Genomic DNA, 14,845 nt, shown 5'->3' with positions numbered 1-14,845 from the left:
GAAGGGCGACCGGCCAAGGCCCTCTCTCAGTCCTCGTCGAGTTCCAACAGCAACCCTCTCAGAGGGCTCTGCCGAAAGGATGGTGCCCTAGTGACCGGCCATGGCGTGCTGGGCACTCCACCGGTGTCATGGGTTGCGCTTGAAGATTGTCTGCACTCCCGCGAGCGGCCGTGAAGCAGTCCGCGAGTGCCTGGCGCAGTAGGGTGTCGGCGTCGCAGCGGGCGGCCAGGGTACGTAGGGCTCGTGCCTGGGCGTGGACGGCGGGACCGCGTCGCCAGAGAGCCTCAGCGGTCCGTACCCGAAGTCCGACCGCCTGTTGGCGGGCGAGCCACCTGCCGTGACGACGGGTGCGCTGCCTATGCCAGTGCAGCGGCAACGACGTCGGCGCCGCCGCGAGCGCCGCAGCCAGGCAGCTGTCCACGATGGCGACGTCGGCCATCGGCTGGTGCGGGTACGGACCGACCAGATCGGGCGCGAATCGGGCCAGGTCCGGGCGGGGCGGCGTCGCTGGTCTCATCGTCGACGCCCCTGTTGAGCCGCTGGCGTCATCGGCCGCTCACGGCGACCCGGCTGAAGAGCGCGGCAGCAACCACGGGGACACCGGTCAGGTACGTCGCGTGGACGACGCGCCGGCGATCGGCGCCGTGACCGCGGTGCCGACCACAGTCATGGCCGTCAGCCGGGAGAAGTCCTGATGCTCGCCTGCCCACATCGCCGTTACGGTGACGGCGGCGCCGTGCTGGTGGGTACTACGAACGGGCGCGACCCGTCGGTCCGCGGGTCGCGCGGTCTGCGCAGTCTTCATCTGCTACCTCCGTCGGCCCGGCAAGGCGTCCAGCGCCGGTACCGCACAGGTCATAGAGGCGTGCTGTGACGCAGTCGTCGTGGACGCAGACACGTTCTGCGACTCCGCAGCGGCTTGCCCACGACTGCCCGAGTCCCGGTCTCGACAAACCTCCCGCGGGTGTTTGGTGACCCTGTCACGGCGGACAGGGAGGGGGCGTGCGAGCGCCTCGTCAACGTGGTTGCTTGCTCCGGTGCGGGTGGCGCCGTTGCCGCAGGTGCTGCAGGGGACGCGCTCGGCTGGGTCGCTGAACGGCACAGCCGGGTGCCCGGCGTGGTCGGGCAGTCGGACCGGTCCGTCGGTACTGTCGGCTTCGAATTGCGGGGAAGCTGGTCACCGGTCAGCGGCTGGCCGGTGTCGAGGTCCTTCCTGGGACTGATGTCGGGCTCGCCACGACATTTGCTTCATTGGCTGGGCGCCATGCTCTCGGCGGCGAGGTGGTCGCCACTGGCGTTTCACCGTGCCGGGGGTTGCCCGGCCGCGGTGAGCTCGCCGTCGAGTGGCGCTGCGGCGTGGCGGTCGCGGATGCGCCTGCGGAGCCGGGTGGCGGCGATGCCGGTGGCGGCGAGCGCCGTGGTGAGACCGCCCAACAGCAGCGGGTTCGTGCGCAGGTGCGCGGGCAGTTGCTGTACGAGGACGAACATGCCCATGGCGACGACGAACCAACCGAACGCCTGGCGCAGAGTGTCGGCGGGAATGCGGCCGGCGAGCCGGGCACCGATGAGGCTGCCGGCGATGGCGGCGACGGTGACGGCGGCGGCGAGGCCCCAGTGGATGCTCACGGTGGAGAGGTAGCCGGTGAAGCCGGCGAAGGACTTCATGGCGATGACGATGAGGGAGGTGCCGACGGCGACCGGCATGGGTAGGCCGCCGAGCAGAGCGAGGGCGGGCACGACGAGGAACCCGCCGCCGGCGCCGACGAGACCGGTCACCAGGCCGACGACGATGCCGTCGGTGACGACCCGCAGGACCGGCAGTTCGTGCGGCACCGGTCTGGGTTCGGTGCTGCGGCGGCCGCGGATCATCGCGGCCGCGGTGGCGAGCATCATGACCGCGAACGCGGTGAGCAGCACGCCGGCGGGGATGTACTCGGCGGCGCGGCCGCCGGTGTAGGCACCGGTCATGCCGGCGAGGCCGAAGATGAGGCCGGTCCGCCAGCGGACCCGGCCGGCCCGTAGGTGGGGGATGACGGCGACGGCGCTCGTGGCGCCGACGACGAGCAACGAGGTGGCGATGGCCTCCTTGGCGGGCAGGCCGGTGACGTAGACCAGCAGCGGCACGGCGAGGATGGATCCGCCGCCGCCGAGCATGCCGAGGCTGACGCCGATCACAGTGGCCAGGGCGGCGGTCAGGACGAGTGTGGTCATGACCGGCTCGCGGTGGCGGCGGCGGGGTCGCGCAGTTGGGTGACGATGCTGTCGAGGTTGCAGCTGGCGTCGCGGTTGTAGGGCAGTTTGGACAGCAGCATGCCCATGGCGCAAGTGTTGGTGAGGGCGGCGACGGCAAGGCCGGCGCCGACGGTGGCGGCGACCCATTCGGCACCGGGCACCACGACAGAGAGCAGGACGCTGAGCAGCACGATGCTGCCGGCGGTGAGGCGGACCTGGCGTTCGAGGTCCCAGCGGGGCCGGCCGCGGTTGACCGGGGCGCCGGTGGCCTGCCAGGCGAGGATGCCGCCGTTGAGGACCTTGAGGTTCGGCAGGCCTGCCTGGGCGAGGCTCTGCCCGGCCTGGGTGGCGCGGGCGCCGGAGCGGCAGACGAGCACGACGTCGTCGTCGAGGTGGGCGAGCAGTTCGCCGCGGTGCTCGCGCAGCAGGTCCAGCGGGACGTTGTAGGCGCCGGGGATGTGGCTGGTCTCGAACTCCGCCGGGGTGCGCACGTCGAGCAGGCGCGGGGCACGGCCGGCGTCGAGCAGGTCGCGCAGGGTGGCCGGGTCGATGGTACGGGTGGCGTTGTCAGCGCTCATGGCTCCTCGATCAGGTTGTGCGATGTGTGGTCCGGCGTGCGGACCGGTACCGCTCAGCGGCCGGACCGTCGACGCGGGATACCCCCAGGGGTATGAGCAGACGATAACGCCGGTGCCGTCGTGAGGGCACCGGCCGCGGATGGGGCGTTTTTCACTGGCCGATCCTGACCTGATACCCCACCGGGTATGGTATTTGCGAGTGCTGGGCCAGCCTTCGTGCAGCCGCGCCCGCCTTGTGGGTGATGCACCCGGGGGTATGCGTCCCCTATGTTCCGGCCCGCCGCAGCCCTTGGTGATAGATACCCCCGGGGGTATGTTCGAAAGTGTTCTGATCGCTGGTTCGAGGAGGCGTCATGCTTTTTACGCAGTACTACCTGGACTGTCTGTCCCAGGCGTCCTATCTGATCGCCGACGAGCGCACCGGTCGCGGCGTCGTCGTCGACCCCCGCCGTGACGTGTCGGAGTACCTGGCCGACGCCGAGGCCCACGGCGTCACCGTGGAGGCCGTGATCAACACCCACTTCCACGCGGACTTCATCGCCGGTCACCTCGAGATCGCCGCGACGACCGGCGCCTGGATCGGCTACGGCCGGCGCGCCGAGACCGACTACCCGATCCGGAAACTGGTGGACGGGGAACGCATCAGCCTCGGTGACGTGACCCTGCAGATCATGGAGACGCCGGGTCACACGCCCGAGTCGATCAGCGTGCTGGTCTACGAGCACGCGACGGACCCGACGCCCTACGCGGTGCTGACCGGTGACGCGCTGTTCATCGGTGACGTCGGGCGGCCGGACCTGCTCGCCTCCCTCGGATACACCGCGGAGCAACTGGGCGAGATGCTCTATGACAGCGTCCAGCGCAAGCTCATGGCCCTGCCGGACGAGGTGCGGGTCTTCCCCGCCCACGGTGCCGGCTCGGCCTGCGGCAAGAACCTGTCCACCGAGCGGGCCTCGACGATCGGCGAGCAGCGTGCCACGAACTACGCCTGCGCGCCGATGCCGCGGGAGGAGTTCCTGGCCCTGGTCACCGCCGGCCAGCCCGCCGCACCCGCCTACTTCGTGCACGACGCGGTGCTCAACCGGCAACGGCACGAACTGTTCAACGCCGGGACCGCGCCGACGCCACTGACCGGCGAGGAGTTCGCCGCGCAGCGCGCCGCCGGTGCCGTGGTCCTCGACGCGCGGGAACCGCAGGAATTCGCCGCCGGCCACCTGCGCGGCGCGGTGAACGTGCCGGCGGACGGCCGCTTCGCCGAGACAGCCGGCATGGTCGTCCGGCCCGACGAGCGCGTGCTGGTGGTCGCGCCGCAGGACCGCGAGGAGGAGATCGTCACCCGCCTCGCGCGCATCGGCCTGGACAACGTCGCGGGCTACCTGCGCGAACCCGAGGGCGCGTTCCTGGCGATGGCGGGCGACATGGGTCGGGCCAGCCGGGTCACCGTCACCGACCTGCGCGCCGCGCTCGCCGGCGGGCACCCGCCGGTGCTGCTGGACGTGCGCAACCCTGGCGAGGTGGAGGCCGGCGCGATCGAGGGGTCCCTGCGCATCCCGCTGGCGCAACTGCCCGGGCGCCTCGACGAGGTGCCGACCGGCCGCCCGGTGGTCGTGCACTGCGCCGGCGGCTACCGCTCGTCGGTCGCCGCGAGCCTGCTGCGCCGAGCCGGCCGGGACGACGTCTCCGACCTGCTGGGCGGCTACCAGGCGTGGCGCAGCGACCACGACCGGGTCGCCGCCTGAACCAGCCCCAAAAGCCGGCGGCGGCGACCTCGCGCGACGAGCGACCGCCGCCGCCAGGGGCGATGTCCTGCACGGTGTCACGGATCTGAAAGGAAGGCGGGGATGACGGTGTCCTCGACACATCACGAGGTGCTCATTGTCGGCGGTGGCAGCGCGGGGATCAGCGTCGCGGCGCGGCTGCGCCGGTCCGGCGTCGCCGACGTCGCGGTCATCGAGCCGTCGGACCGGCACTTCTACCAGCCGTTGTGGACGCTGGTCGGTGGTGGCCGGGCCGACGCGGAGCTCTCCGTCCGGCCGGAGGAGTCGGTCATGCCCAAGGGCGTGACCTGGATACGTCAGCGGGCCTGCGGTGTGGCTCCCGACGTGCGGCGGGTGATGCTGGCCGACGGCCGGCAGATGTCGTACGACTTCCTGGTCATGGCGCCCGGGCTGCGACTCGACCCAGAGGCGGTGCCGGGGCTGGCCGAGGCGCTCGGCCACGACGGCGTGTCCACCAACTACCGCTTCGACCTCGCGCCGCGGACCTGGCAGTTCATCAGGGAGACGCGTGGCGGGACCGCGGTGTTCACCATGCCGCCCGGTCCGATCAAGTGCGGCGGAGCCCCGCAGAAGATCGCGTATCTGGCCGCCGACTGGTGGCGCCGGCAGGGCGTGCTGGACAAGATGCGGCTGATCCTGGTCCTGCCCACGGCCGCCATGTTCACCCAGCCGCAGTGGGGCGAGGTCCTGAAGGGCGTTGCGGCCGGGTACGGCATCGAGGGCCGTCACGACACCCAGCTGGTCGAGGTCGACGGGCCCGCCCGCCGCGTCGTGCTGCTGGACACGAAGTCCGGCACCAAGGAGGACATCGGCTTCGAGGTGCTGCACGCGACACCGCCGCAGGGTGCGCCGCACTGGGTCAGGGCCGGCCCGCTCGCCGATCCGGACAGCGCGTTCGGCTACGTCCAGGTCGACCGGTACACCTTGCAAAGCCCACGCTGGCCGACCGTGTTCGCGCTCGGTGACGTGGCGAACCTGCCCACCTCCAAGACCGGCGCCGCGATCCGCAAGCAGGCGCCGGTGCTCGTGGCCAACCTGCTCGCCGCCCGCCGGGGCGACCCGCTGCCGGCCCGCTACGACGGGTACACCTCCTGCCCGCTGGTCACCTCACGCAACCGGATGCTGCTGGCCGAGTTCGACTACGAGCTGCGGCCCCGGCCCAGCTTCCCGCTCATCGACACGATGCGGCCCCGCTCCGACATGTGGCTGCTCAAACGGTACGGCCTGCCCACGCTGTACTGGCACGGCATGCTGCGCGGCCGGATCTGACTGCACCTGCGCCATCCGCCCGGCCCCCGCGGGCGGCGCCGTGGTGGTTCTCCATCTCGCCTCCACACGGGTTCCACACCGACGGCACCACCCGGCGCCACAGTCAAGGTGGAACCCGAGCAGAGGAGGAAACCATGAAGACCACGACCCGCCGCGCGGTGACCCTGGTCGCGGCAGGCGCGCTCGGCCTGGGCGGTCTCGCGGCCGCCGCCCCGGCGCTGGCCGGTGCCGGCCCGGTCAGCGCCGCGGCAGGCTGGCACGGCGGCTACGGCATGGGCGCCGGAGGCGGCCACAACGTCATGGGCGACGGCAACGGCATGATGGGCGGCGGCATGATGGGCGGCGGCAATGGCGGCATGACCCGCGACGGTGGCTGCGTCGGGCTGGCGATCACCGCCGACAAGGGCACGCTGACCGAGGGGCAGCAGCGCACCCTCGCGGCCATGGCGCAGGAGGAGCAACTCGCCCACGACCTGTACATCGCGTTCGCCGCGAAATACGACGCAGTCGTCTTCGACCACATCGCCGCCGCGGAGACCCGGCACCTGAGCGTGGTGCGTACGCTGCTGCAGCGGTACGGGCTGGCCGACCCGACCGCCGGCAAGCCGGCCGGGCAGTTCAGCGACAGTACGGTGCAGGCGACGTACGACAAGCTGCTTGCCCAGGGCCAGGCCGACCAGGCGGCCGCGCTCGAGGCCGGGCGGCAGGTCGAGCGGACCGACATCGCGGACCTGCGGGCCGCCCTTGGCGGGCTGACCGCGCCGGACGTGCGGCAGTCGTACACGCACCTGCTGGCCGCCTCCCAGCACCACCTCACCGCGTTCGACCGCTGGTCCACCCGATAGCCGGCGCTGCGGCGGCGGGCGGCGGGCTGCCACCCGCCGTGCGTGGCACACGGGCGGAGCGCCGGAAGGATCACGGGTCATCCCGAACCGGTGGCGGAAGCAAACGACACCACTTCCTGCGGGCCGCGCCGCACTCAAGCCGCCGACCGGATTTGCTCAGGTGTCCAGGGACTCATGGTTCCACTGGTCGCCCACTCGCACCGCGACCGCGGCGCGGTCGCTGTGTCAGGCCAGCGACAGGAACAGCTTCTCCAACTGGGCGACGTCGATGCTCGGCTCCCGACCGTCCTCCTCGGCGGTGACGCACTGCCGCAGCCCGGTGGCGATGATCTTGAACCCGGCCCGGTCCAGCGCGCGCGACACGGCAGCGAGCTGGGTGACGACCTCGGCGCAGTCCCGGCCGGACTCCAGCATGGCGATCACACCGCGGATCTGGCCCTCGGCGCGGCGCAGCCGCTTGATGACATCACCGACGGCGTCCTTGTCGATCTCCATGTCCGCTCCTCACCCTGGGCCGTACCGGCAACAATACCCCCCGGGGTACGTGTCGAGGGTGGTGGCGGTGGTTACCGCAGTGTGATGTCGACGTGGGGCGGCTGGGCGAGGGTGTTGTGGACGGTGCAGTGCGAGGCGACGGCCTGAAGCGCCGCCCACCGTTCGCGGGGCAGGCCGGCGGGCACGTGCAGGGTGAGCCGGACCGCGGTGACCCGGGCGGGCCGATCGGTGGCCAGGTCGAACTGCGCCTCGACCGCCAGCCCTTCGCGGGAGTAGCCGTGGCGGGTCAGGTAGCGGCCGGCGTAGAAGGCGAAGCAGGAGGCCAGTGAGGCGACGAACAGCTCGGTCGGGGTGGGTGCGAGGTCGCCGCCCCCGGCGTCGGTGGGCTGGTCGACGAGGATGCGGTGGACGCCTACGGCGATCTCGTACGCCTCGCCGGAGCGGGGCTCCACCCGCAGGCCGGTCGTGACGGTTGAGATGGTGTGGCTGTCAAGCGGTGCCATGGCTGTGCCCTTTCCGGTTGCCGGCGGCGGATGCCCGTGCAGGTGCCCGCGCGGGGAAGCGAAGCGTGACGGTGAGGCCGCCGCCCGGCGGCGCGTCGATCGCGACGCCGCCCCTGTGGGCGGTGACCAGCTCGCGGACGACCGCGAGGCCGATGCCGGTCCCGGCGACGTTCGCCGCGTCACGGCCGCGCCAAAGGCGTTCGAATGCGTGCGGCAGCTCGTCCGGCGGGATGCCGGGGCCGGTGTCGGCGATCTCCAGGACCGCGTCGCCGTCCTCGACGCGCGCCCGCAGGCGGACCCGGTCGCCGGCGCGGCAGTAGCGGGCGGCGTTGGCCAGCAGATTGGTCATCGCCTGATGCAGCCGGTCAGGGTCGGCGCGGACCGGCACCGGCGTGTCGAGGTCGGTGGTGACCGTCAACCCGGCGGCGTCGAGCGCGGGCCGCTGCGCGGCGAGCGCGGCCCGGGCGACGCCGGCGAGGTCCGTGTCGACCAGGTGCAGGGACAGGGCCGCGGCCTCGGCCGCGGACAGGTCGGCGAGGTCCTGCACGACCCGCCCCAGCCGTAGCGTCTGGTCGTGCAGCGCGGCCAGCCGCGCCGGGGCGGCCGGGCGCAGGCCGTCGCGCAGTTCCTCCAGGCCGGCCTGCAGCGCCGCGAGGGGAGTCCGCAGTTCGTGCGCGACGTCCGCGGCCAGCCGCCGCCGGACCGTTTCCGCGCGGACCACCTCGTCGGCCATGGTGTCGAACGCGTGCGCCACCTCGCCCAGTTCGCCCGGTGCGGTGAGGCGGGCGCGGGCCGTACGCTCGCCGGCGGCGAAGCGGCGGGCGGCGCCGGCGAGAGCGACCAGCGGCCGGGTCAGCCGCCTGGAGACGTACGCGCTGACCAGGACCGCGGCGACCAGGGCGACCAGCGCCGCCCCGGCCACCCAGGACCAGGCGACCGTCCGGCCACCGGTCGTCGCGCCGGGGAACACCAGCCGGACCGTCCCGACGGACCGTCCGGCGACGGTGACGGGCGACTCGAGCACCGCACCACCGCCGGCATCCGTGGCGGCACCGGCACCGTGCATGCCGCCCATGCGGGAGCCCATACCCTGCCCCGACCACACCATGCCGCCATCGGCGGTCAGCACCACGAGCCGGGCGCCGGCCCCGTCGGCGAGCGTCGCGGCCGGTGCGAGGTCGGCACCCGTCCAGCCCTCGGCACGGATGTAGGCGTCGGCGGCCGTGGCGGCGACCCGGTCGGCGACCTGCCGGCGCTCCTCCTGGCGGGCGCTGGCGAGCCCGCGGTCGGTCGCGACCAGCGCGGCGACGGTGAGCACCGCCACCGAGGACAGCGCCACGAGCAGGAACGCGGCGAGCAGCCGCCCGCCCAGCGCGTCGGTCAGATGGTTGCGGTCAGTGGTCACGGGACCAGCCCAGCCGGTAGCCGACGCCGAGCACCGTCTCCACGATCCGGACGCCGTCCGGACCCAGCTTGCGGCGCAGGTTCTTCACGTGCGAGTCGACCGTGCGCTCGTAGCCGGGGAACTCGTACCCGCGGATCCGGTTGATCAGCTCGTACCGTGAGTACACCCGACCCGGGACGGTGGCGAGGGCGGTGAGCAGCCCCCATTCCGTCGGCGTCAGATCGAGCCGGTCGACGTCCAGGACGGCCTCGTGCCGGGCCTCGTCCAGCCGCAGCCGAGCACCGCCGAAGGTGGCCGCCGGGGACGCCGCGGCCCCGCCGCGGGTGCGGTGCAGCACCGCGTCGACGCGCAACGCCAATTCGGTGGGGGAGAACGGTTTGGTGACGTAGTCGTCCGCACCGCGCCGCAGCCCGTCGATGCGGTCCTCGACCGCGGCCCGGGCGGTGAGCACCACCACGGGCACCTCCCGGCCGTCCCGGGCGGCGGCGAGCACGTCGAGCCCGTCGACGTCGGGCAGCCCGAGGTCGAGCACCATCAGCTCGACCCCGCCGCCGGCGAGCACACCGATCGCCTCCGCGCCGGAGCCGGTGCTGTGCACGGCGTGGCCGGCCCGTTCCAGGTAGCGGCGGACCAGCTCACGCAGCTCACGGTCGTCCTCGACGACCAACACGGTGCCCGGCACCCCTCCACCCTCCATCCGCGGTGACCGCCCGAACAGGGCCGATCGGCCCGGATCGGGGAGCGGGCCAGTTGCGGATGCCGTGCCGGTGCCGATGTCGGTCGGTCCGGCAGTCAGGCGGCGACCGTGCTGCGGTCGGGTCGGGTCGCCAGGTACCAGTCGGTGAGCGTGAGGGTGGTGTCGCTGAGCCGGGTGTCCAGTTCGGCTTCGGTTCTGGGCGCGGCGACGACGACGTCGTCGCCGGGTCGCCAGTTGGCGGGGCACGAGACGCTGTCGCGGTCGGAGGTCTGCAGGGCGTCGATCAGCCGGAGGATTTCGGGGATCATCCGGCCCACGTTCATCGGGTAGTAGACGACGGCGCGGATGGTCTGGTCGGGGTCGATGACGAACACGGCCCGGACGGCGGCGGTCTGCGAGATGTGCGGGTGCAGCATGCCGTACGCTCGGGACACGCTGGTGTCGAGGTCGGCGATGATCGGGAACGGGATGCGGATGCCGGTCTTGACGTGGATGGCGTGCGTCCAGGCGAGGTGGCTGTGGACGGAGTCGACGGAGTTGCCGAGCAGCGCCACGTTGCGGGCGGCGAACTCGTCGGCGAGCTCGGTGAACGCGACGAACTCGGTGGTGCACACCGGGGTGAAGTCAGCCGGGTGGCTGAACAGCACGACCCAGTGCCCGGCGTAGTCGGACAGTCGGATCCGTCCGTGGGTGCTGTCGGCCTCGAACTGCGGAGCCGGGTCACCGATGAGCGGCAGGTGCGCGGGCGCCGTGGTGTCCTCCGGGGCCGGCGCCACGGTTGGTGTTGTGGTCGTCATGAGGTTGCTCCCTACTGGTAGAAGGCCGTTCGGGCGGGATCGCGAGTCGCTGTGGGTGTTCACCCGGCCGGTGGCTGCCCGCTCGGGATGAGCCTGTCCGCGCGGGGTGCTGCAGTGCGACGGTGTGCGGGTGCGGGTGCGGGTGGTGACGATGCTGGCGCCGGCGAGCGCTGCGGCGGGACGGTCCCGCAGCAGCGGACCCGCGGGCCGTTGTCGGTCCGGGACGAGATGCCCATGCCGACGGCGAACCAACCGAACTCGTCGCGGAGTTTGCCGGCGGGCGTCCGGTGAGCCGGCCCGGCACTGACGGGGCATCCGGCGGCACAACGGACGCCAGCCTCAGTGAGTGCTGACGTTGGAGATATCCGGGGAAGTGCTGTGTGGCCTTGGACTAGGTACGTCCCGACGGCGACCGGCATTGGTGGCTCCCCAGAACAGGCACGATGACGAACTGGTGGCACAGCCGGGGTACCGGCATCCGGAAGAACGGCGGCCCGATCGCCGGCGAAGTCGTTGGATTCACGCGCCGAGGAAGTGGTGGTGGCAGCGGGCGGGACTGCAGACAGCCTGCGGGTGGGCGGACATCCGGCGTACATCCGGCCCTGACGAGCGTGCCGGGCGGTTGTGTCGGTGCGTCGGTGTCGACGATATCCGCCTCCAGGTGCGGAGACGCCGCCGAGAGTGACGGTTCCCACGCGACAAAATACCCCGGGGGGTATAATCGTTTTGACGTCAACGTATGTATCTCTTGATACCCCGTAGGGTATGAGAGGTCGAGGTGGTGACCGTACACCCGGTGCGGTGAATGCTCCGCTGGAGCAGCTCGGGGCCGTCGCGGGTCAGTACGCCGACCGCCAGGTGGTCGCGGCGTGCCGCCCAGGCAACCACGGCGTCGCCGCGCACGTGTTCTCCGCGGTGGGTGCGCAGGCGTGGTCGCCGGCCGGTGGCACACAGGTCTGGCCGGAGGCGGCGGCCCGGTGGTCCAGGGCGTCGGCCGCCGCTGACGCCGATGTGGACGCCCGGAACCGACGAAAGGTGAAAATCGCAATGACGATCGACGTCGAGGTCGTGGCGACCTCGTCCTTGGGTGACCGCAGCTACCTGGCCCACGACGGCCAGGTCGCGGTGGTGGTCGACCCGCAACGCGACATCGACCGCGTCCTCGCGCTGGCCGGCCGGCTCGGTGTGCGCATCACGCACGTGGTGGAGACCCACCTGCACAACGACTACGTCTCCGGCGGGCTAGCGCTGGCGAAGGTGACCGGCGCGGCGTACCTGGTGGCAGCGGCCGACGCGGTGGCATTCCACCGGGTGTCGGTGAGCGGCGGCGACGAGATCACCGTGTCCGCGCAATTGCGGCTGGCCGTGGTGGCGACGCCGGGACACACGTTCCACCACCTGTCGTACGTGCTGCACGGACCTTCCGGGCCGGTCGGGGTGTTCACCGGCGGGTCGCTGCTGTTCGGCACCACGGGCCGGACCGACCTGCTCGGCAAGGAGCACGCCCACACCCTGGCCCTGCATCAGCACGCCTCCGCCCGCCGGCTGGCCGACCTGCTGCCCGACGGTGCGCAGGTGTGGCCCACGCACGGGTTCGGCAGCTTCTGCTCGGCCACCCAGTCCGACGCGCCGGAGTCCACCATCGGCAGGGAGCGCTCCGCCAACCCGGTGCTGCGGCTGGAGGCCGACGACTTCGTCATCACGACCCTTGCCGGGCTGGACGCCTACCCGGCGTACTACGCCCACATGGGCGCCCGCAACGCCGACGGCGCCGACCCGATCGACCTGACCCCCGTCCGGCCCGCGAACGCCGACGAGCTGCGCACCCGGATCGCCGCGGGGGAGTGGGTGGTGGACCTACGCTCGCGCAAGGCGTTCGCCCACCAGCACCTGACCGGCACGCTGAGCTTCGGCCTGGACGGGCCGATGTCCACCTGGCTGGGCTGGCTGGCCCCGTGGGGCGCCCCGATCACCCTGCTCGGGGAGTCACCGCAGCAGGTGGCCGCCGCGCAGCGGGAACTGGCCCGGATCGGCATCGACCGGCCCGCCGCCGCGGCCACCGGCTCTCCGCAGGAGCTGGCCGGCGGTGACGCCTCTTGGCTTGGCGAGCTGACCACCGCGACCTTCGCCGACCTGGCCGCCGCCTACGACGGCCGGCCCCCGCACGGGCTGCCCGCCCCTGACGTCGTGCTCGACGTGCGGATGGGCAACGAGTGGCGCGCCGGGCACATCGACGGCGCGGTGCACCTCCCGCTGCCCGACCTGCCGCACCGCCTCGACACCGTGCCTGACGGGGCGGTCTGGGTGCACTGCGGCTCCGGCTACCGGGCGGCGGCGGCGACCAGCTTGCTCGTCCGTGCCGGCCGCCGCGTCGTGCACATCGACGACGCGTACGCCGGGGTCGCTGCGGAAGGACTGCCCACCGTCACCACTGACCAGGAAGGCAGCTGACCGTGGAAGGCGCCACCCTGCCCAGCGACGAACTGCGCCACCTCGTGGAATCCAGGGCGACGGTCGCCGGCCGGCCATGACTGCCTCGACTGCGGCCACCGTCGCGGCCGACCGTACCGGCGACAGCGGCGGGCACACCTCGCGAACCGTCGCCCGCGAGCTGCCGATCCCGCAGAGGAATCCACGATGATCGCAGCACTCGGTCTGGGCGCCGTGATCGGAGTCCTGCTCGGCCTGCTCGGTGGCGGCGGTTCGATCCTGGCTGTGCCGGCCCTCGTCTACGGCGTCGGACTGCCGCTGCGCGCGGCGGTGCCGACCTCCCTGCTCGTGGTCGGGATCTCCTCGGCCGCCGCCGTGCTGCCCCGGCTCCGCGGCGGACAGGTGCGCTGGCGCATCGCCGCCGTGTTCGGTGCCGCCGGGGTGGTGTCGGCGTTCGCGGGCGCGGCGGTCAACCGGTTGCTCGACCCTCGGATCGTGCTGATCGGGTTCGCGGTGGCCGCCGGGGTACGGATGCTGCGTCGGCAGGTCGGCGAGGGCGGGGACTGCGCCCTGCCCAGCGGCGGGGTGAACTGGCGCGGCTGCCTGCCCAAGTCCGTCGGTGCGGGCGTGGCCGTCGGGTTCCTCACCGGCCTGTTCGGCGTCGGCGGCGGGTTCCTCATCATCCCCGCCCTCGTCCTGCTGCTCGGCCTGCCGATGGCCGCCGCCGTCGGCACGTCCCTGGTCATTATCGTGACCAACTCGGTGGCCGGCTTCGTCGCGCACGTCGGCGACACGGTCATCGACTACCGGATCGCGGCCGGTTTCACCGCCGCGGCGATCGTCGGCTCGCTGGTCGCCGCCCGCCTCGCCACCCGGCTGCCCGCCGACCGGATGCGCCGGTGGTTCGCCTACCTCGTGTTCGTCATCGCGGCGTTCGTGGTGATCCAAACCCTGCTCCACCCAACCGCCGGCTGAGGTCGCCGCGCCCGGTCGGGCAGTCACCAGAAGACGCGAGGATGTGACCACCGCCGAGACGCGTGGAGGGCGGTGTGACCGACAGGCCTGGCATGTCGCGCACAGGTGCCGCACCGAGGTGCCAGGCCGTCCGGACGGTGGCTGCGTCGGCGAAGGCGGGTATGCAGTCGTCGACTGCCGCGAGCCTGCTGCGCAGAGGGCCGACTCTCGTAGAGGATCTTGTCTGCGTGGTACCCGGTGACCGGCAGGTCCTGGATCGGCAGCCGGTGGGCGTCACCCACGCGGACATCGACGTTCCGCCGACGCCGCCGGGCCTGCTCGAGCATCCGGTCGTTGACGGCCGCCCGATCAGGCCGACCCCACGTTCGGCGAGATCCTGATCTGCGAGGTCCTGGCCGGACGGGGACCGAGCGGAACGGCCGCCCCGCAGCGCCTGTTGTATCGACACGGTGGGGCCGCACACGACGAGCGGCACCCCGGACCGTCTGGCCCGCCGATCCATGTCCTGCCGGTGTAGGTCGACTCGTTGCCAGAACCGCCGGACGTGACGCCGTGGGTCTGGCCGCCGGAGATGAACGAGCCGCCGGGGCGCCGATTTGCAGACGGCGTGGAGGAGGCCCGTGCCGTCGCCGGGCGCGCCATGTCGCCGGCCGTGTCCGGCGACGGTGTCGCCGACGTGAGGGAACGCGCTCGCGTCCGTGTCAGCGGCCCGGCCGAACCGATCGACTTGGTCTGGATTCCACCCGCGGTGAACGGGCTGGCAGGGTGAAGTGAACGCCAGTGCCCAGACCGAACGATTTCCGGAGCGTGCACTTCTCATGCTGTTGAGTTATCTGCCGAG

General features: G+C 72.4%; 12 protein-coding genes. 5 read left to right on the top strand and 7 right to left on the bottom strand.

The genetic code is table 11. The annotated features are described in order from the left end of the window. Positions 1-1,299 precede the first annotated feature (1,299 nt). Positions 1,300-2,211 carry a sulfite exporter TauE/SafE family protein gene (locus OP18_RS49300; RefSeq protein ID WP_081971805.1) on the bottom strand — a complete coding sequence of 304 codons (912 nt, stop codon included), beginning with the start codon at positions 2,209-2,211 and terminating at the stop codon, positions 1,300-1,302. Further along, entirely contained in the window at positions 2,208-2,810 is a 603-nt protein-coding gene (locus tag OP18_RS49295; RefSeq protein ID WP_033367512.1) for a rhodanese-like domain-containing protein, read from the bottom strand. The genes OP18_RS49300 and OP18_RS49295 overlap by 4 nt, the downstream gene beginning before the upstream one ends. A 353-nt stretch (positions 2,811-3,163) precedes the next feature. Here OP18_RS49295 and OP18_RS49290 point away from each other — a divergent pair, with 353 nt between their 5' ends. The 3 genes from OP18_RS49290 (at position 3,164) to OP18_RS49280 (ending at position 6,702) form a co-directional block, all read left to right on the top strand. Beyond that, positions 3,164-4,549 carry a rhodanese-like domain-containing protein gene (locus OP18_RS49290; RefSeq protein WP_033367510.1) on the top strand — a complete coding sequence of 462 codons (1,386 nt, stop codon included), beginning with the start codon at positions 3,164-3,166 and terminating at the stop codon, positions 4,547-4,549. Positions 4,550-4,651: 102 nt separating this feature from the next. Continuing rightward, the gene (locus tag OP18_RS49285; protein ID WP_033367508.1) at positions 4,652-5,857 is read left to right on the top strand and encodes an NAD(P)/FAD-dependent oxidoreductase; all 1,206 of its coding nucleotides are present in this window, start codon (positions 4,652-4,654) and stop codon (positions 5,855-5,857) included. Positions 5,858-5,991: 134 nt separating this feature from the next. Then, on the top strand, positions 5,992-6,702 hold the full coding sequence (locus OP18_RS49280; RefSeq protein WP_033367507.1) for a ferritin-like domain-containing protein: 711 nt from the start codon (positions 5,992-5,994) through the stop codon (positions 6,700-6,702). Positions 6,703-6,927: 225 nt separating this feature from the next. Here OP18_RS49280 and OP18_RS49275 read toward each other — a convergent pair whose 3' ends face one another. The 5 genes from OP18_RS49275 to OP18_RS49255 form a co-directional block, all read right to left on the bottom strand. After that, entirely contained in the window at positions 6,928-7,197 is a 270-nt protein-coding gene (locus OP18_RS49275) for a metal-sensitive transcriptional regulator (protein WP_033367506.1), read from the bottom strand. A 71-nt stretch (positions 7,198-7,268) separates the two neighbouring features. Beyond that, positions 7,269-7,700 carry an OsmC family protein gene (locus tag OP18_RS49270; protein ID WP_052388523.1) on the bottom strand — a complete coding sequence of 144 codons (432 nt, stop codon included), beginning with the start codon at positions 7,698-7,700 and terminating at the stop codon, positions 7,269-7,271. Further along, complete coding sequence (locus tag OP18_RS49265; RefSeq protein ID WP_052388522.1) at positions 7,687-9,105, bottom strand: sensor histidine kinase; 1,419 nt, start codon at positions 9,103-9,105, stop codon at positions 7,687-7,689. The genes OP18_RS49270 and OP18_RS49265 overlap by 14 nt, the downstream gene beginning before the upstream one ends. Continuing rightward, on the bottom strand, positions 9,095-9,787 hold the full coding sequence (locus OP18_RS49260; RefSeq protein WP_169788995.1) for a response regulator transcription factor: 693 nt from the start codon (positions 9,785-9,787) through the stop codon (positions 9,095-9,097). The genes OP18_RS49265 and OP18_RS49260 overlap by 11 nt, the downstream gene beginning before the upstream one ends. 110 nt (positions 9,788-9,897) lie before the next feature. Further along, the gene (locus tag OP18_RS49255) at positions 9,898-10,599 is read right to left on the bottom strand and encodes a peroxiredoxin (protein ID WP_052388521.1); all 702 of its coding nucleotides are present in this window, start codon (positions 10,597-10,599) and stop codon (positions 9,898-9,900) included. Positions 10,600-11,646: 1,047 nt separating this feature from the next. On the opposite strand from OP18_RS49255, the gene OP18_RS49250 reads away from it, so the two are divergent. Both OP18_RS49250 and OP18_RS49245 read left to right on the top strand, forming a co-directional pair. Beyond that, on the top strand, positions 11,647-13,050 hold the full coding sequence (locus OP18_RS49250) for an MBL fold metallo-hydrolase (protein WP_033367515.1): 1,404 nt from the start codon (positions 11,647-11,649) through the stop codon (positions 13,048-13,050). Between the two features lie 186 nt (positions 13,051-13,236). Further along, positions 13,237-14,004 (top strand): sulfite exporter TauE/SafE family protein, encoded by a 768-nt coding sequence (locus OP18_RS49245; RefSeq protein WP_033367503.1) that lies wholly within the window; start codon positions 13,237-13,239, stop codon positions 14,002-14,004. The last annotated feature ends 841 nt before the right edge of the window (positions 14,005-14,845 follow it).

Source organism: Dactylosporangium aurantiacum, from assembly GCF_000716715.1.
GTDB lineage: Bacteria > Actinomycetota > Actinomycetes > Mycobacteriales > Micromonosporaceae > Dactylosporangium > Dactylosporangium aurantiacum.
This window is presented reverse-complemented; position numbering and strand designations above follow the sequence as displayed.